Here is a 17,311-nt window from a genome sequence, read left to right as displayed (position 1 = left end):
GATGACCACCAGCATCCCCGGGCACGAGCTGCTCTACTCCGGGAAGGTCCGCGGCCTCTACGCCCCGGCCGACCCGGCGACCGGGCAGCGGGACGACACCCGCCTGCTGCTGGTCGCCTCCGACCGCATCAGCGCCTACGACCACGTCCTCACGACGCCGGTCCCCGACAAGGGCGCGATCCTCACCCAGATGTCGTTGTGGTGGTTCGACCAGCTCGCCGACCTCGTCCCCCACCACGTCCTGTCCACCGACGTGCCGGAGGAGGTCGCCGGGCGCGCCGTCTACGTGCGCCGGCTCACGATGCTGCCGGTGGAGTGCGTGGCCCGGGCCTACCTCACCGGCGGCGGCCTGGCGGAGTACGCCGCGACGGGCACCGTCTCCGGGGTGCGGCTGCCGCCGGGTCTGGTCGACGGCTCCCGTCTGCCGCAGCCGGTCTTCACCCCGAGCACCAAGGCGCCGCAGGGGGAGCACGACGAGCCGATCAGCCTCGAGCAGGTCGCGGACCTGGTCGGTCCCGGGCTGGCCGACCGTCTGCGCGACCTCACCGTGGCGATCCTGGCGCGCGGCGACGAGATCGCCGCCGGGCGGGGCATCCTCATCGCCGACACCAAGGTCGAGTTCGGCGTCGACCCCGCCCACCTGCCGCCCCCGGGGGCGGACGGCCGCCCCGACTGGCGGACGGTGGACCCCGACCACCTCGAGATCCGCCTCGCCGACGAGGTCCTCACCCCGGACTCCTCGCGCTTCTGGCGCGCCGCCGAGTGGGAGCCGGGCCGAACCCAGACGTCCTACGACAAGCAGGTGCTGCGCGACTGGCTCACCTCGCCCGCCAGCGGGTGGGACCGCACGTCCGACGCCCCTCCACCGCCCCTGCCGGCGGACGTCGTCCAGCTCACCCGCTCGCGCTACGTCGAGGCCTACGAGGCTCTCACCGGCCAGACCTTCCGCCCCCGGGCCTGACCGGCCGCCACCCCCACCCGCCAGGAGCCGCACCGACATGGCCGCCCCCGACCCCGTCCTCACCACCGTGCCGGGCGGGTCCGCCCTGTCCACCTTCCGCGCCGAGGGCCTGCTGCGCCGGCTGCGGCGGGTGGCCCCCACCGTGCGCGCGCTCACCGCCCGGCACGTCCACGTCGTGGCGACCGACCACGAGCCGGCTCCGGCCGAGCTCGAGGCCCTGGGCGCCATCCTCGAGCACGGCGAGCCCTGGACCGGCGACGACGGCGGGAGCGCCGGGGCACGGCATACCGCGCTGGTCGTCGTCTCCCCCCGCCTCGGCACGATCTCGCCGTGGTCGAGCAAGGCGACCGACATCCTGCGCAACTGCGGCCTGGACGTGCGCCGCGTCGAGCGGGTGACCGAGTTCCACCTCGGCCTGGACGGCGAGCCGCTGGACGAGGACACCTGGACCGCCTGCGCGGAGGTGCTGCACGACCGGATGACGGAGTCGGCGCTGCCCGCGCGGGAGGCCACCGCGCTGCTCTTCGCCGAGCGGGAGGCCGCGCCGATGGAGCGGGTGGACGTGCTCGGCCGGGGCCGTGAGGCGCTGGAGGAGGCAGACACCGCCTTCGGCCTCGCGCTGTCGCCGGACGAGATCGACTACCTCGTCGAGTCCTTCACGACGCTGCGCCGCAACCCGACCGACGTCGAGCTGACGATGTTCGCCCAGGCCAACTCCGAGCACTGCCGGCACAAGATCTTCAACGCCGACTTCGTCATCGACGGGACGGCGCAGGAGCACAGCCTCTTCGGCATGATCCGGCACACCGAGGCCGTCGCCGGCCAGGGCACCGTCGTCGCCTACAAGGACAACGCCTCCGTCATGGAGGGCGGGCCGGTCTCCCTCTTCCGCCCCGAGGGCGACGGCTCCGGCCACGGGGAGAGGTATGCCGTGCACGAGGACACCGTGCACGTCCTCATGAAGGTCGAGACGCACAACCACCCCACCGCCATCTCGCCCTTCCCCGGGGCCGCGACCGGCGCCGGCGGGGAGATCCGCGACGAGGGGGCCACCGGCCGCGGCAGCGCCCCCAAGGCCGGGCTGACCGGCTTCGCGGTCTCGCACCTGCACCTGCCCGGCACCGCGGAGCCCTGGGAGACCGCCGACCCGGGCCCCGGGTCCCCCGACCACCTCGCGACCCCGCTGGAGATCATGCTGGACGGGCCGCTCGGTGCCGCCGCGTTCAACAACGAGTTCGGCCGGCCGGGGCTCGGGGGGTTCTTCCGCGTCTACGAGCAGACGGTCGACGGGGTGCGCCGCGGCTTCCACAAGCCGATCATGAGCGCCGGCGGTCTCGGGGCCATCAGCGCGGGTCAGACCGAGAAGGTCCGCTTCCCCGCCGGGACCCTGCTGGTGCAGCTCGGCGGACCGGGCATGCGGATCGGGATGGGCGGCGGGGCGGCCAGCTCGATGGCGGCCGGCACCAACGCCGCCGAGCTCGACTTCGACTCGGTGCAGCGCGGCAACCCGGAGATGCAGCGCCGGGCGCAGGAGGTCATCAACCACTGCTGGTCTCGGGGCGAGGACAACCCGGTGCTGGCGATCCACGACGTCGGCGCCGGCGGGCTGTCCAACGCCTTCCCCGAGCTGGTGGACGACGCCGGGCTCGGCGCCCGCTTCGACCTCTCGCGGGTGCCGCTCGCCGAGTCCGGCCTCTCGCCGAAGGAGATCTGGTCCAACGAGAGCCAGGAGCGCTACGTCCTCGCCCTCGCACCGGGGTCACTGGCGGACTTCACCGCCCTCTGCGAGCGCGAGCGCTGTCCCTTCGCCGTCGTCGGGACGGCGCAGGAGGACACCGAGCTGGTCGTCACCGACGGGCGGCGGCAGGAGGACGCGGCCGCGGAACGGTCCGCCACGCCCGCCGACGTCGCCGCCGACCCCGTCGACATGCCCCTGGGGGTCCTGCTGGGCAAGCCTCCCCGCATGACCCGCGACGTGCACCGCGTGGTGCGGCGGACCGGCGAGCTCGACCTCGACGGGCTGGACGCCGACGCCCTGCGGGAGGCCGCCTACGCCGTCCTGCGGCACCCCAGCGTCGCGTCCAAGCGCTTCCTCGTCACCATCGGCGACCGCACCGTCGGCGGGCTCAGCCACCGCGACCAGATGGTCGGGCCGTGGCAGGTGCCGGTCGCCGACGTCGCGGTCACCCTGTCCGACCACGTCGGGCTCGCCGGCCAGGCGATGGCCAGCGGGGAGCGGATGCCGCTGGCCGCCGTCGACGCGCCCGCGTCCGGGCGGATGGCGGTCGGCGAGGCGCTGACCAACCTGCTGGCGGCGCCGGTCGCACCCCTGCGGGACGGCGCGCCGCTGTCCGGCGTCAAGCTGTCCTGCAACTGGATGGCCGCCTGCGGCGAGCCCGGTGAGGACGCCGCCCTGCACGACACCGTGCGGGCCGTCGGGCTGGAGCTGTGCCCCGCCCTGGGCGTCTCGGTGCCCGTCGGCAAGGACTCGCTGTCGATGCGCACCCGGTGGACCGACGAGCACGGCACCCAGCAGCAGGTCACCTCCCCGGTCTCGCTCGTCGTCTCGGCCTTCGCCTCCCTGCCCGACGTCCGCGGCACCCTGACGCCGCAGCTGCACGCCGGGTCCGAGCTGCTCCTCCTCGACCTCGGTGCCGGGGCGGACCGTCTCGGGGGCTCCATCCTGGCCCAGGTGCGGGGGGAGTTCGGCGGCGCCGTCCCGGACCTCGACGACCCGGCGCGCCTCACCGCCCTCGCCGCGGCCCTGCCCGAGCTGCGGGCGCGCGGGCTCGTGACGGCCTACCACGACCGCTCCGACGGCGGGCTGTGGGCGACGCTCGTGGAGATGGCACTCGCTGGCGGTGTCGGGATCGACGTCGCCGTGCCGGCCCGGGCCGGGGTGGCCGGGCTCCTCGCCGAGGAGCTGGGGGTCGTGCTGGAGGTGCCCGCCGGGCGGGTCGGGGACGCCGCGGAGGTGCTGCGCACACCACCGGCCTGCTCGACCTCGCCAGCGTGCTCGGGCGCTCCACGCCGCAGCGGCGGGTGCGGGTGCGCGTGGCGGACGGCCCCGGGGTCGGGGCGGACGCGACGGCTGCCGGGGGCGGTCCCGACCAGGTCCTCCTGGACGAACCCCTCGGCGACCTCGCGCAGGCCTGGGACGAGGTGTCGTGGCGCATCGCGGCGCTGCGCGACCACCCCGCCTGCGCCGACGAGGAGCACGCGGCCGTGGGCCGCGACGAGCCCGGCCTGCAGGTGTCGCCGAGCTTCGACCCGGTCGACGACGTCGCCGCGCCCTACGTCTCGCGCGGCGTCCGGCCGAGGGTCGTGGTCCTGCGCGAGCAGGGCGTCAACAGCCACGTGGAGACCGCCTACGCCTTCCACCGGGCCGGGTTCGACGCGGTGGACGTGCACATGACCGACCTGCAGGCGGGCCGGGTCGACCTGTCCGACCCCGCGCTGGTCGGACTGGTCGCGGCCGGCGGCTTCTCCTACGGCGACACGTTGGGGGCCGGCGAGGGCTGGGCCCGGTCGGTCCTCTTCAGCCCGGGTCTCACCGAGGCCTTCTCGGGCTTCTTCGCCCGCCCGGACACCTTCGCGCTGGGCATCTGCAACGGGTGCCAGATGTTCGCCGCGCTGGCCGGGCTCATCCCGGGCGCCGCGGCGTGGCCCCGCTTCGTGCGCAACCGCAGCGAGCAGTACGAGGCGCGCCTGTCGCAGGTCGAGGTCCTCGACAGCCCGTCGCTCTTCTTCTCGGGGATGGCCGGTTCGCGGCTGCCGATCGCCGTGGCGCACGGCGAGGGCCGCGCCGACTTCTCCCGGCAGGGTGAGGAGAGCGCCGTGGAGGCGGCCCTGCGCTACGTCGACGCGCGGGGAGAGGTGGCGACGGCATACCCGGCCAACCCCAACGGCTCACCCAGCGGGCTCACCGCCGTCACCACGCCGGACGGGCGGTTCACCGCGATGATGCCGCACCCGGAACGGGTCGCGCGCAACGCCCAGCTGTCCTGGACCACCGCACCGGCGGAGCAGGAGAGCCCCTGGATGCGGATGTTCCGCAACGCCCGGGTCTGGGTGGGCTGAGACCGGCGGTCCGCGCGTGAGCGATGACTCCGGCCCGCCGCGCGGGTCGGACCCCCCATGAGAGCTCTCCTCGTGCCCGGTGCGGGTGGGCAGGCCTGGGACTGGCACCGGCTCGTGCCGCTGCTCGACGACGCGGTGGCCGTGCAGCTGCCGGCCGAGGACGACACGGCCGGGCTGGCCGCGTACGCCGACGCCGTCGTCGCCGCGGCGGGCGTGGACCCCGGGCCGGTGGTGGTCGTGGGCCACTCGATGGGCGGGCTGTCCGCGCCCCTGGTGTGCGACCGGCTCGACGTGCACCGGCTCGTGCTGCTCAACGCGATGATCCCCGCGCCGGGGGAGAGCGGCGCGCAGTGGTGGTCGGGGTCCGGCCACTCCGAGGTCGACATCGGGGAGTTCGACGAGGTGGAGCACTTCTACCACGACCTGCCGCCGGACGTCCGGGCCCAGGCTCTGGCCCGGCCCGAGCCGGGCCAGAGCGAGACACCCTTCACGGAGCCGTGGCCGCTGGACGCGTGGCCGGACGTGCCGACGCAGGTGCTGGCCGGTGCCGAGGACCGGCTCTTCCCGGTGCCCTTCCAGCGCCGCCTCGCCCGCGAGCGGCTCGGCCTTGGGGTGACGGTGGTGCCGGGCGGCCACATGGCGGCGCTGAGCCGCCCGGAGGAGCTGGCCGCGGTGCTGCGCGGCTGACCCCGGCCTGCTCAGGTATGCCGTGCCCAGGCGTCCAGCGCGGCCTGCACCTCGTCGTCGGTCATGGCGACCGGGGTCCCGACGATCCACTGGTGGCCGAACGGGTCGCGGAACCGGCCCTGCCGGGCGCCGTAGGGCTGGTCCGCCACCGGGAAGACCTCCGTCGCCCCGTGCTGCAGCGCCCGTCCCATCAGGACGTCCGGCTCCTCGGTGAGGATGTCGAGGACCACGCCCCCGCCGCCCTCCGGCGGGGCGGGGTCGGTGACGTCGGCCTCCTTGACCTGCAGCCGACCACCGGTCGGCAGGTCGAGCGAGGCGAGCACGACGGCGCCGCCCATGGCGTACCGCGAGCGTGGCCGGGCACCCAGGACGGCGCGGTAGAAGTCGATCGCGTCGTCGGCGCCCCGGACGACGAGCTTCGGCGTGACCTGCAGGCCGCTCATGCCCCCAGGCTGGCAGCGGCGCCGCGCATCGGCAACCCCCGGAGCATGCGCGCGGGCGGCGGGCCGTCGTCCGCGCCGGCCGACGCCCGTGGGCGGGTGCGGTGTGTCGGTGCCCGGGTCTACGGTGCGGGTATGCCGCCGACGAGCAGCCCCCGCACCGACCGTCCGACCCTGCCGGAGGGCTACGGCCTGCCGGACAGCACCGAGGGGACGCTGGCCTGGACGACGGTCGAGGAGCGCCTGCGTGAGGCGCGGCACTACTGGCTGGCGAGCGTGCGACCGGACGGCCGCCCGCACTCGGTGCCGCGCTGGGGCGTGTGGCTGGACGGCCGGTTCTGGTACGACGGCGCCCCGACCACCCGGCACACCCGCAACGTCGAGGCCAACCCCGCCGTCACGCTGACGCTGGAGAGCGGGACGGAGGTGGTCATCGTCGAGGGCGCGTCGCACGCCACCCGGGCGGACGCCGACGGGCTGGGACCACGCCTGTCCGAGGCGTTCGGGAAGTACGCCGGGGCCGGCTACTCCCCCGGCCCGGACTCCTGGTCCGGGCCGGACGGCGGCGGGCTCCGGGTGGTCGTGCCGCGGAGGGTGCTGGCGTGGTTCGACTTCCCCGCCGACTGCACGCGCTTCACCTTCGGGGTCGACTGAGCATGGTGGGCAGGCCTGGGGGCACGCCGGAGCGGCCGGCGACGTTCTTCGACGGTCCGGAGGACTTCCGCGCCTGGCTGGAGGAGCACCACGACAGCGCCGACGAGCTGTGGATGGGGCTGCACAAGAAGCACGTCGAGCCGCAGGGCCTGACCTGGGCGCAGGCGGTGCCCGAGGCCCTGTGCTTCGGCTGGATCGACTCGGTGAGCCAGCGCATCGACGACGACAGCCGTCGCCAGCGGTGGACCCCGCGCCGACGCGGCAGCATCTGGAGCGCGGTCAACGTGGCCCACGTCGAGCGGCTCCTCGCCGAGGGTCGGATGCACCCCGCCGGCATCGCGGCCTACGAGGCACGCAGCGCCGAACGGACCGCCGTGTACTCCTTCGAGAAGCCTCCCGACCCGCTCGACGCGGACCAGGAGGGGGTGCTGCGCGCCGACCCGGCGGCGTGGGCGTTCTGGGAGTCCGCGACCCCCGGCTACCGCAGGACCGCGACCGGCTGGGTCACGAGCGCCAAGCGCGAGGCCACCCGGGCGGCACGCCTGCGTCAGCTCGTGAAGGACTGCGCGGCCGGCCGCCTCGTCCCGCCGCAGCGCTACGGCGACCCACCCTCCTGGCTCGGCCGCGCGGCCGCGGCGGCCCGGGCTGCGGGCGGGTCGTCAGGGGCACCCGGCTCGTGACGAGGTGGACGACCGACGACGTGGCCCGGATGCGGCTGCTGTCCCAGCGCCTGGTGGAGCCGCTCGCCACGCCAGGTGACGTCGTCCGTCACCTCACCTGCGTCCAGGGTCAGGACTACCCCGGGTCCACCACCTCGATCGCGCTGCGGACCCGGTCGCGGCGCCTCGCCGAGGTCCGGGAGGCCTACGACGCCGGGGAGATCGTGCGCAGCTGGCCCATGCGCGGCACCCTCTTCGTCGTCCCCGCGGAGGACCTCCGGTGGATGCTGGGGCTCACCTCGACCAAGATCCTCCGGGAGACCACCCGGCGCCGCGAGCAGCTGGGGCTGGACGAGGCCGCGCTGGGCCGGGCCGAGGACGTGGCCCGCAGCGCGCTGGCCGGGGGCGGGCTCACCCGCGCCGCGCTGCTGGACGCCTGGGAACGCGTGGGACACCCCGGTGACGGGGGCCGCGGCTACCACTCGCTCTTCCACCTGGCTCTGCGCGGGATCATCTGCCAGGGCCCGACCGAGGGCCGCGAGCAGCGGTTCGTCCTCACCGAGGAGTGGATCAGCTCCTCCCGCACGCCCGACCCCGACGACGCCGTGCGCGAGTGGTTCGTCCGCTACGTCCGCGGCCACGGCCCCGTGCCGGCGGCCGACTTCCTGTGGTGGACCAAGCTGCTCAGACGCGACCTCGGGCCGGTCCTGGGCGCGGCTCGGGAGGAGCTGGAGGTGCTGGACGTCGACGGGGTCGAGCACTGGGTCGACCCCGCGGTCGTGGAGCGGTATGCCGGTGCCCGCCGGGCGACGGCCGCCCCGCTGCTGCTGCCCGGCTTCGACGAGCTGATGCTCGGCTACGGCGACCGCCGTGCGGTGGTCACCCGGGAGGAGGAGGCGGCCGTGGTACCGGGGGGCAACGGGGTGTTCCGGCCCACGGTCGTCCGGGCGGGGCGGGCGGTCGGCACGTGGCGCCGGCCGACGCGGGCCGGCGCCCCCGTCACGGTGGAGGCCTTCGGGACCGCCCTGCCCGGGCCGGTGGAACGCGCGCTGCCCCGCCTCACCCGCGAGCTGCCCGCCTGAGGCCGTCGGATCAGCCGGCGAGGCGCCCGGCCAAGGTCGGCACACCGGGGCCGCTGAGGTCCTCCAGGAAGGCTGCTCGACCGGCCAGCACCATGGTGAGCGCGAGGGTGGGACCGACGACCTCGGGGCCGCTGCCCACGTCCAGGGCGCCGTCGTCCGCCCGGAGGCGCAGCCCCGCGGAGGTCGTCCGGCTGGGGACCGTGAAGTCGCGGGAGACGAAGAAGCGCGCCACCGCCTCGGCCCGTTCCGGCGGCGTCGTGACCGGCAGCCCGAGCGGGCGGCGGATGTCCTGGCCGTGGACGACGACCTCGCCCAGCCAGGCCGGGGTGTGGCCGGACGCCGCCGTGGTGCTGGTGACCACCCGCCGCAGACCGGCCAGGGTGTCCTGGGGGGACGTGCCGAGGTGCTCGGCCAGGCGCCGCTGGTTGTGCAGGTCGAAGTCGAGACGCGCACCGAGCACGCTGGCCAGCCACCGCACCCGCCCCACGCTGGCCGCGGCGGTCAGGTGGGCGACCACCTCCCGCACGCTCCAGCGGCCGCACAGGCTCGGCGCCGCCCACTGCTCGTCGTCGAGCGTGCTCAGCTGGTCGACCAGCGCCGCACGCTCCGCGTGCACCGCCGCCCACAGGTCCCTCGTCGTCGTCCGGTCCGGCACGGGCATACCTCGTCTCGTTCGTGGTCAGGTCGGTGATGGGACCACCGCGACGCCACGGACTCATCGGTGCCGCCCGTTGTCGCGCCCCGGTGCCGCCCTCCTCGCACCCGGTGCGGTCTCACCACTCGTCCTGGGCGCCCTGCTCCTCCCGCAGCACGAGGCGCAGCCGCTCCAGGTCGCGGCGCATGGCCCGCTTCATGCCGAGGGTCACCGCGCCGGAGGCCAGGGTGGTCATCGCCGACGGCCGCCCGGCGTTGCGCACGCTCATCCCGGTGCGCGGGCGACCCCCCTCGCCGGGCTCCTCGTCCCACCAGCAGTAGGTCGTCTCCATCGGCAGGGGCCCGTCGTCGGTGCGCATGACCATCCGCTCCTGCGGCACCAGGTCGACGATCTCGTAGGTGTAGGACAGCTGGCGCCCGAGGAAGCGGGCCACGAAGTCGATGCGGGCTCCGACGACCACGTCGGCCGGGCCCTGCCAGCGGACCGACCGGATGTTGGCGTACCACCGCAGCGCCTGGTCCGGGTCACCGGAGACCGCGGCGACCAGCGGTCGCGGCGCGTCGAAGGTGGTGGCCACGGTGACGTCCATGGGGGTCAGGGTAGCCCTCGCCGCTGCGGCCCCTCCGGCGTCAGGAGCAGCCGGGCACGCCTGGCCCGGTGCGGGTCGCGCCACCAGGGGCGTCAGGCCTCGTCGCGCCCCAGCAGGTCGTGCCGCACGATGACCTCGTCGCGGCCCGGCCCGATGCCGATGACCGAGATCCGCGTGCCGATGAGCTCCTCGAGCCGCTCGACGTAGCGCTGCGCGGCCTCCGGCAGGTCGGCGAACTCCCGGGCCCCGGTGATGTCCTCGCTCCACCCGGGCAGCTCCTCGTAGACCGGGCGCGCGTGGTGGACGTCGGACTGGTTGACCGGCATCTCCTCGACGCGCTCGCCCTGCACGTCGTAGGCGACGCAGACGGGGATGGTGTCGAGCCCGGTGAGGACGTCGAGCTTGGTGAGCACGAGGTCGGTGAGTCCGTTGACGCGTCGGGCGTAGCGCCCGATGACGACGTCGGCCCAGCCGCACCGGCGCGGCCGACCCGTCGTCGTGCCGAACTCGGCCCCCACCGTCCGCAGGTGCTCGCCGTGCTCGTCCTCGAGCTCGGTGGGGAACGGCCCCTCGCCCACCCGGGTCGTGTAGGCCTTGAACACCCCGACCACCCGGTCGATCCGCGTCGGGGGCACGCCCGACCCCGTGCAGGCACCGCCGGCCGTGGCGTTGGACGAGGTGACGAAGGGGTAGGTGCCGTGGTCCACGTCGAGCAGGGTGGCCTGCCCCGCCTCGAAGAGGACGGTGCGGCCCTCGTCGAGCGCCTGCCCCAGCTCGAGGACGGTGTCGGTCACCATGGGACGGATGCGCTCGGCGTGCCGCAGCAGCTCGTCCAGGACCTCGTCGACCTCGACGGCGCGGCGGTTGTAGATCTTGAGCAGCATCTGGTTCTTGACCTCGAGGGCCGCCTCGACCTTCTGCCGCAGGATGGACTCGTCGTAGAGGTCCTGCACGCGGATGCCGACGCGGCTCATCTTGTCGGCGTAGGTGGGGCCGATGCCCCGGCCGGTGGTGCCGATGCGCCGCTGGCCGAGGAAGCGCTCGGTCACCTTGTCGAGCACCCGGTTGTAGGGCGGTATGACGTGCGCGCTCGCGCTGATGCGCAGCAGCGAGGTGTCGATGCCGCGCGCCTCGAGGCCGTCGAGCTCCTCGATGAGCACGCCGAGGTCGACGACGACGCCGTTGCCGATGACCGGCGTGCAGCCCGGTGACAGGATGCCGCTCGGCAGCAGGTGCAGGGCGTACTTCTGGTCCCCGATGACCACGGTGTGGCCGGCGTTGTTGCCCCCGTTGAACTTCACGACGTAGTCGATGTCGGAGCCCAGCAGGTCGGTCGCCTTGCCCTTTCCCTCGTCACCCCACTGGGTGCCGACCAGGACGATCGCTGGCATGGCTGGACGCCTTCCTCTCGGGGCTGCGGACGCCTCACTCTATCGACGTCCGCGACCCTCCCCGACCACGAGTCAGTCGACGAGCCCACGGCGGCTGACGGCCAGCCCCAGCTGGAAGCGGGTGTCCGATCCGTGCTCCTCCATGAGCGCGGCGATCCGGCGCCGCACGGTCCGCAGCCCCAGGCCCATCTGACGCGCGATGGCCTCGTCCTTGAAGCCGAGGGAGAGCAGCTCCAGGAGCTTGACGTCCTGGGCCGAGGCGTCCCGCGACAGCAACGGCTCCGCGCGCCGCCAGAGCTCGTCGAAGAGGGTGACGAAGGCGTCGATGATCGCGGGTGGGCGCAGCAGCAGGTAGTCGGCGTCCTGGCCGGCCTCCTCGAGCATCACCCCCGACCTGCCGAAGATGCCGAACTCCACCCGGATGGCGTCGTCGGCGAGGTAGCGCTGCTGCTCCCCCGACCGGGCGCGCTGCTGGGCGGAGGAGTGCCACCGCGGGTCGGTCAGCACCGACAGCGGGAAGATCGCGCGCAGCTCGCGCCCGCTGCCCGCCGCCTCCTCCCACCGGCGCCGGACCGCCTCGTCGTGGGCCGGCCCCGTGCCGACCTCGGTGGTGACCTGGAGGATCGGTCCGCGTGAGGTCCGGGAGAGGTGCTCGACCACCGACGCCGCCTCGGAGGGCGCCACCTGTTCCCAGGGAGGCACCCGCGGGCCGGAGAGCTGCAGGCCCCGGCGGTAGTCGGACTCGAAGCTCTCCAGGGACTCCCGGAGGCCGAGCAGCTGCCGGCGCCGCTCGTCGAGGTCCGCCTCCTCGCTGTCCAGCAGCCGGCCGACGCCGGCCCGGGGGTCGTCCACCTTCACCAGGTCGTCGGAGACCCGGCGGGCGAGGCGCATGCGCTCCAGGTCCGCCATGACGCGCTGGGCCTGGCGGACCTGCCAGCCCAGGGCCTCCGCGTGCTCGGGCAGGGTCGCGGGGGCCGAGCGCAGGACGTGGCGGTAGAGCTGCTCGGCCTCCGCCGACAGCCCGACCGTCTGTGGTTGAGCATTCATCTATGGCAGGATACGGCCACTGGCAGCCATGGGACAGCCCTTCGCGCGCGGGCGTGCTTGGATGTGCTGGTCGGACCGCACGTCAGGGGACGCGATCGATCCGACTCATGGGGAGCGGGCGGCACCCGGGGGCGGTCACGGACCCGGGCGCCGCCCGCAACCACGTCCGCTCAGCAGCCGAGCTCGCGTGCCGCGGTCGCCGAGGACGCCCGCAGGAACTCCGTGCACCGGTGCTGCTCCTCGGTCTCGCCGATGCGGCCCGCCGCCGCGGCCAGCGACGCCAGGGCCCGCAGGAAGCCGCGGTTGGGCTCGTGCTCCCACGGGACCGGCCCCTGCCCGCGCCACCCGGCCCGGCGCAGCTGGTCCAGCCCCCGGTGGTAGCCGGTCCGCGCGAAGGCGTAGGCCGACACGTCGTCCCCCTCGTGCAGGGCGTCCTCGGCGAGCATCGCCCAGGCCAGGCACGAGCTCGGGGAGGACGCGGCCACCTCCCGCGGGTCACCCTCGGCGAGCGCCCGGGCGGCGGGGTCCTCCGGGAGCTCGGTCGGCGGGATGCCGAGCAGGTCGGCCGACCCGACGCCGCCGGTCACCGGTGGGTCCCGGCGGAGCGCAGGTTCTCGCAGGCCTCGACGACCCGGGCCGACATGGCGGCCTCGGCGACCTTGCCCCAGGACCGCGGGTCGTACTGCTTCTTGTTGCCGACCTCCCCGTCCACCTTGAGCACCCCGTCGTAGTTGCTGAGCATGAAGCCGGCGACCGGGCGGGTGAAGGCGTACTGCGTGTCGGTGTCGATGTTCATCTTGACGACGCCGTAGTCGACCGCGTCGGAGATCTCCTGCGCGCTGGAGCCCGAGCCACCGTGGAAGACGAGGTCGAACGGACGGTTCTCGGCGTCGCGGCCGAGCGCCGTCGCCGCCGCCTCCTGGGCGGTCTGCAGGATCTCCGGACGCAGCTTGACGTTGCCCGGCTTGTAGACGCCGTGCACGTTGCCGAAGGTGAGGGCCGTGAGGTAGCGGCCCTGGTCGCCCGTGCCGAGCGCCTCGATCGTGGCGACCGCGTCCTCGGGGGTCGTGTAGAGCTGGTCGTTGATCTCGTTGGCGACGCCGTCCTCCTCGCCGCCGACGACACCGATCTCGACCTCGAGGATGATCTTGGCCTGGCGGCACTGCTCCAGCAGCTCCTCGGCGATCTGGAGGTTCTCCTCCAGCGGGGTCGCCGACCCGTCCCACATGTGCGACTGGAAGTAGGGCAGCCCACCCTGCTTGACCCGCTCGACCGACGCGGCGAGCAGCGGCCGGACGAAGCCGTCCAGCTTGTCCTGGGGGCAGTGGTCGGTGTGCAGCGCGATGTTGACGTCGTACTTCTTGGCCACCTCGTGGGCGAAGGCGCTGAAGGCCATCGCGCCGGTCACCATGTCCTTGACGCCCTGGCCGGACCAGTACTCCGCGCCGCCGGTGGAGACCTGGATGATGCCGTCCGACCCGGCCTCGGCGAACCCCTGGATGGCGGCGTTGAAGGTCTGGCTGCTGCTGACGTTGATGGCCGGGTAGGCGAAGCTGCCGGCCTTGGCCCGGTCGATCATGTCGGCGTAGACCTCGGGGGTGGCGATGGGCATGGTGGTCCTCCTCGGGACACGATGACGTCCGGTCGCCACCCATGCTTCCACAGCGGCCGGGCACTCTCCTCTAGGGTTGCGGTATGACTGGCGCGTTCACCGACTACCCGACCACGCCGTCCATCTATGACGAGACGGTCACCACGGACGGAGGCGTCAGGCCCGGCTACGAGCAGATCGCGACGCAGTTCGACACCTTCGGCCTCGAGGACGTGCGCAACCGCGGCGAGTACGTCAGCAAGAGCTACCACGACCAAGGGGTCACCTTCGACTTCGAGGGCGAGGAACGGCCCTTCCCCCTGGACATCGTCCCCCGGGTCATCGAGGCGGACACCTGGTCGCACGTGGAGGCGGGGGTGGCCCAACGGGTGAAGGCCCTGGAGGCCTTCCTCGCCGACATCTACGGTCCGATGCAGATCATCACGGACAAGGTGATCCCCCGGCACATCGTCACCAGCAGCAGCCACTACCACCGGGTGGCCTTCGACATCCAGCCCGGCAACGGCGTGCGGGTCCACGTCTCGGGCATCGATCTCATCCGGGACGGCGAGGGCGCCTTCCGGGTGCTCGAGGACAACGTGCGCATCCCCAGCGGGGTGTCCTACGTCCTCACCAACCGCCGGGCGATGACCTCGACCCTGCCCGAGGTCGTCGGGACGCACCGCATCCGGCCGGTCGCGGCCTACCCGAGCCGCCTGCTCCGCGCCCTGCGCGCCGCCGCCCCCTCCGGCATCACCGACCCCGAGGTCGTGGTCCTCACCCCCGGCCCCTACAACTCGGCCTACTTCGAGCACTCGCTGCTGGCGCGCCTCATGGGCTGCCGCCTGGTCGAGGGCCGCGACCTGGTGACCCAGGGCGGGCGGGTCATGATGCGGACCACGCACGGGCTGCAGCCGGTGCACGTCATCTACCGCCGGGTCGACGACGACTTCCTCGACCCGGTCGCCTTCCGCAACGACTCGGTGCTCGGGTGTCCGGGGGTGCTCAACGCGGCACGCGCGGGCAACGTCACCATCGCCAACGCCGTGGGCAACGGCGTCGCCGACGACAAGCTCATGTACTCCTACGTCCCGGAGATCATCCGCTACTACCTGGGCGAGGAGCCCATCCTGCCCAACGTCGACACGTGGCGGCTGGAGGACCCCGCGCACCGCGAGGAGGTCATGGACCGGCTCGACGAGCTCGTGCTCAAGCCGGTCGACGGCTCCGGCGGCAAGGGCATCGTCATCGGGCCCCAGGCGAGCAGGGCCGAGCTGGACCAGCTGCGCCAGACGGTCAGCGCCTCGCCGCGCGGCTGGATCGCGCAGCCGGTCGTGCAGCTGTCCACCGTGCCCACGATGGTCGACGACGGGCTGCGCCCGCGGCACGTCGACCTGCGACCGTTCGCCATCAACGACGGGGAGAAGGTCTGGGTCCTGCCCGGCGGTCTCACCCGGGTGGCGCTCGGCGAGGGCGAGCTCATCGTCAACTCCAGCCGCGGCGGCGGCTCCAAGGACACCTGGGTGCTCTCGGGCGACGGCCGCCGGACCCGGGTCGAGCCCCGGGCCCAGCGGCAGGTGCAGATCGGCACCGCCCCGCAGGTGGCGCTCAAGCGCTCGGAGGCCGAGCCGGCCGAGCAGGAGCAGCAGCAACAACAGACCCGGGTGTCCGGGACCGGCGAAGGAGGCCCCACGTGCTGAGCCGTATCGCCGAGTCGCTCTTCTGGATCGGCCGCTACCTCGAGCGCGCCGAGGACACCTCGCGCCTGCTCGAGGTGCACCTCACGCTCCTGCTGGAGGACCCGGTCGTCGACGAGGAGGCCACCAGCGAGGTCCTCCTGCGGGTCATGGGCATCGACAGCGAGGCCAGCCCGGACCACCAGACGGTGCTGCAGCTCCTGGGCTGGGACGAGACGTCGCTGACCTCCATGGTGGCCGCCTTCTACGGCGCCCGGGAGAGTGCCCGCCGGTCGCGGGAGACGGTGTCCCTGGAGATGTGGGAGGCGGTGAACACGACGTGGAACATGATGCGCGGCAACCGCCTCCAGCACGTGCCCGCGCACCGCGCCTGCCAGCTGGTCCGGGAGCGCTGCGCCGTCGTCGGCGGCATCGCGGACACGACGATGACCCACGACGAGGGCTGGCAGTACATGATGCTGGGCCGCCAGCTGGAGCGGGTCGACATGACCTCGCGCATCATCGAGTCGGCGGCCTACAACGCCGAGAGCCCCTACGCCTGGACGCAGACGTTGCGTGCCTGCGGGGCGCACCACGCGTTCATCCGCACCTACCGGGGCGCGGCGACCGACGCGCAGGCGGCGGAGTTCCTGCTGCTCGACCGGTTGTTCCCCCGCTCGGTGCTGGTGTCCCTGCAGGCCGCCGAGGACGCCCTGGCCTCGCTCGAGGCCACCACCGGCGGTCGTCGTGCCGGGCTGACCGGTGAGGCGCTGCGGGCGCTCGGCCGGGCCCGCGCAGAGCTGGAGTTCGGATCCTTGGAGGAGACCATGGCCCACCTGCCCGAGCGGATGAGCCGGCTGCAGCGCACCTGCAGCGCGGTCAACGACGCGGTGTCCGACCACTACTTCGACGGCGCCGGTGCGTCCGTCTGGCGGGCGGGGGTGCGCTGATGCTGCTCCGGATCGTGCACCGCACCGGCTACGAGTACGCCGGCATGGCCTCGCACTCCTTCAACGAGGCGAGGATGTCCCCGAGGTCGACGCTGCACCAGGCCGTGCTGCATACCAAGGTCGACATCTCGCCGACGGCGTGGACCAACACCTACACCGACTACTGGGGCACCACGGTGACCCAGTTCGAGGTGCACGAGCCGCACCCGCGGATGGCGGTCACCGCCTCGGCCACGGTCGACGTGCAGCGCCCCGAGGTCACCGGTCAGGGACTGAGCTGGGAGGCGGTGCGCGACTCGGAGGTCTTCGACGACCTCAGCGAGTACCTCCTCACCTCCCCCATGGTCGAGCCGCCCGCCGAGCTCAAGGCCAGGGTCGAGGAGATCGCCGGGCGGAGCGCGACCCCCGGCGACTGCGCCCGCGAGGTGGTGGAGCTCATCCACGACGAGATGGAGTACGTCTCGGGCTCGACCGGCGTGCACACCCGGGCGTCCGAGGCGTGGGCCAACCGTTCCGGCGTGTGCCAGGACATGTCGAACCTCACCATCGGCTGCCTGCGCGCGGTCGGCATCCCCGCCTGCTACGTCAGCGGCTACCTGCTCCCCGCCCGGGAGCCGGAGATCGGGACCCCCTACACGGGGGAGTCGCACGCCTGGGTCCGCTGGTGGGACGGCGAGTGGGTCGGGATGGACCCGACCAACGCCATCCAGCCGGGGGGACGTCACGTCGAGGTGGCCCGCGGTCGGGAGTACGGCGACGTGCCGCCGCTGCGCGGCATCTACACCGGCACCAAGAGCAGCTCGATGTTCGTCGAGGTGGAGCTCACCGCGCTGCGGGCCTGACCCCCGC

The 17,311-nt window shown here is 73.8% G+C and carries 17 protein-coding genes; 10 read left to right on the top strand and 7 right to left on the bottom strand.

All coding sequences use genetic code 11. The annotated features are described in order from the left end of the window. Position 1 precedes the first annotated feature (1 nt). From FHD63_RS01730 to FHD63_RS01720, 4 genes are read left to right on the top strand one after another with little or no spacing between them, the layout of a single operon-like run. Positions 2–961 carry a phosphoribosylaminoimidazolesuccinocarboxamide synthase gene (locus FHD63_RS01730; protein ID WP_139719618.1) on the top strand — a complete coding sequence of 320 codons (960 nt, stop codon included), beginning with the start codon at positions 2–4 and terminating at the stop codon, positions 959–961. 37 nt (positions 962–998) lie between these two features. Next, positions 999–4,376: a phosphoribosylformylglycinamidine synthase gene (gene purL, locus FHD63_RS01725; protein ID WP_420853115.1), complete on the top strand. Its 3,378-nt coding sequence runs from the start codon at positions 999–1,001 to the stop codon at positions 4,374–4,376. After that, positions 4,286–5,041, top strand: a complete 756-nt coding sequence (locus FHD63_RS17000) for a phosphoribosylformylglycinamidine synthase subunit PurQ (protein ID WP_420853114.1) — start codon at positions 4,286–4,288, stop codon at positions 5,039–5,041. The genes purL and FHD63_RS17000 overlap by 91 nt, the downstream gene beginning before the upstream one ends. Positions 5,042–5,098: 57 nt before the next feature. Continuing rightward, on the top strand, positions 5,099–5,728 hold the full coding sequence (locus tag FHD63_RS01720; RefSeq protein WP_139719616.1) for an alpha/beta fold hydrolase: 630 nt from the start codon (positions 5,099–5,101) through the stop codon (positions 5,726–5,728). Positions 5,729–5,739: 11 nt separating this feature from the next. Here FHD63_RS01720 and FHD63_RS01715 read toward each other — a convergent pair whose 3' ends face one another. After that, positions 5,740–6,171 carry a VOC family protein gene (locus tag FHD63_RS01715; RefSeq protein ID WP_139719614.1) on the bottom strand — a complete coding sequence of 144 codons (432 nt, stop codon included), beginning with the start codon at positions 6,169–6,171 and terminating at the stop codon, positions 5,740–5,742. Between the two features lie 132 nt (positions 6,172–6,303). Here FHD63_RS01715 and FHD63_RS01710 point away from each other — a divergent pair, with 132 nt between their 5' ends. Genes FHD63_RS01710 through FHD63_RS01700 form a run of 3 tightly spaced genes read left to right on the top strand, consistent with a single transcriptional unit; the run spans position 6,304 to position 8,563 of the window. Next, entirely contained in the window at positions 6,304–6,822 is a 519-nt protein-coding gene (locus tag FHD63_RS01710; RefSeq protein ID WP_139719612.1) for a pyridoxamine 5'-phosphate oxidase family protein, read from the top strand. Between the two features lie 2 nt (positions 6,823–6,824). Continuing rightward, positions 6,825–7,502 carry a YdeI/OmpD-associated family protein gene (locus FHD63_RS01705; RefSeq protein WP_139719610.1) on the top strand — a complete coding sequence of 226 codons (678 nt, stop codon included), beginning with the start codon at positions 6,825–6,827 and terminating at the stop codon, positions 7,500–7,502. Further along, the gene (locus FHD63_RS01700; protein ID WP_139719608.1) at positions 7,499–8,563 is read left to right on the top strand and encodes a winged helix DNA-binding domain-containing protein; all 1,065 of its coding nucleotides are present in this window, start codon (positions 7,499–7,501) and stop codon (positions 8,561–8,563) included. The genes FHD63_RS01705 and FHD63_RS01700 overlap by 4 nt, the downstream gene beginning before the upstream one ends. A gap of 10 nt (positions 8,564–8,573) precedes the next feature. Here FHD63_RS01700 and FHD63_RS01695 read toward each other — a convergent pair whose 3' ends face one another. The 6 genes from FHD63_RS01695 to fbaA all read right to left on the bottom strand — a co-directional run bounded on the left by FHD63_RS01695 (position 8,574) and on the right by fbaA (position 13,857). Beyond that, positions 8,574–9,224 carry a maleylpyruvate isomerase family mycothiol-dependent enzyme gene (locus FHD63_RS01695; protein ID WP_139719606.1) on the bottom strand — a complete coding sequence of 217 codons (651 nt, stop codon included), beginning with the start codon at positions 9,222–9,224 and terminating at the stop codon, positions 8,574–8,576. 112 nt (positions 9,225–9,336) lie between these two features. Then, positions 9,337–9,807 (bottom strand): SRPBCC family protein, encoded by a 471-nt coding sequence (locus tag FHD63_RS01690; protein WP_139719604.1) that lies wholly within the window; start codon positions 9,805–9,807, stop codon positions 9,337–9,339. Between the two features lie 92 nt (positions 9,808–9,899). Then, positions 9,900–11,198 carry an adenylosuccinate synthase gene (locus tag FHD63_RS01685; RefSeq protein WP_139719602.1) on the bottom strand — a complete coding sequence of 433 codons (1,299 nt, stop codon included), beginning with the start codon at positions 11,196–11,198 and terminating at the stop codon, positions 9,900–9,902. A gap of 72 nt (positions 11,199–11,270) precedes the next feature. Further along, positions 11,271–12,245 (bottom strand): helix-turn-helix domain-containing protein, encoded by a 975-nt coding sequence (locus FHD63_RS01680; protein WP_139719600.1) that lies wholly within the window; start codon positions 12,243–12,245, stop codon positions 11,271–11,273. A gap of 170 nt (positions 12,246–12,415) precedes the next feature. Then, on the bottom strand, positions 12,416–12,832 hold the full coding sequence (locus FHD63_RS01675) for a DUF3151 domain-containing protein (protein WP_139719599.1): 417 nt from the start codon (positions 12,830–12,832) through the stop codon (positions 12,416–12,418). After that, positions 12,829–13,857: a class II fructose-bisphosphate aldolase gene (gene fbaA / locus FHD63_RS01670; protein ID WP_139719597.1), complete on the bottom strand. Its 1,029-nt coding sequence runs from the start codon at positions 13,855–13,857 to the stop codon at positions 12,829–12,831. The genes FHD63_RS01675 and fbaA overlap by 4 nt, the downstream gene beginning before the upstream one ends. Before the next feature lie 83 nt (positions 13,858–13,940). On the opposite strand from fbaA, the gene FHD63_RS01665 reads away from it, so the two are divergent. From FHD63_RS01665 to FHD63_RS01655, 3 genes are read left to right on the top strand one after another with little or no spacing between them, the layout of a single operon-like run. Beyond that, the gene (locus tag FHD63_RS01665; RefSeq protein ID WP_139719595.1) at positions 13,941–15,536 is read left to right on the top strand and encodes a circularly permuted type 2 ATP-grasp protein; all 1,596 of its coding nucleotides are present in this window, start codon (positions 13,941–13,943) and stop codon (positions 15,534–15,536) included. Continuing rightward, positions 15,530–16,462 (top strand): alpha-E domain-containing protein, encoded by a 933-nt coding sequence (locus FHD63_RS01660; protein ID WP_139719593.1) that lies wholly within the window; start codon positions 15,530–15,532, stop codon positions 16,460–16,462. The genes FHD63_RS01665 and FHD63_RS01660 overlap by 7 nt, the downstream gene beginning before the upstream one ends. Further along, the gene (locus tag FHD63_RS01655) at positions 16,462–17,304 is read left to right on the top strand and encodes a transglutaminase family protein (protein WP_139719591.1); all 843 of its coding nucleotides are present in this window, start codon (positions 16,462–16,464) and stop codon (positions 17,302–17,304) included. The genes FHD63_RS01660 and FHD63_RS01655 overlap by 1 nt, the downstream gene beginning before the upstream one ends. Positions 17,305–17,311: the final 7 nt, after the last annotated feature.

The organism is Serinicoccus chungangensis (assembly GCF_006337125.1).
Taxonomy (GTDB): domain Bacteria; phylum Actinomycetota; class Actinomycetes; order Actinomycetales; family Dermatophilaceae; genus Ornithinicoccus; species Ornithinicoccus chungangensis.
Note: the sequence above shows the minus strand (reverse complement) of the source record. Positions and strands in the feature narration are given on the sequence as shown.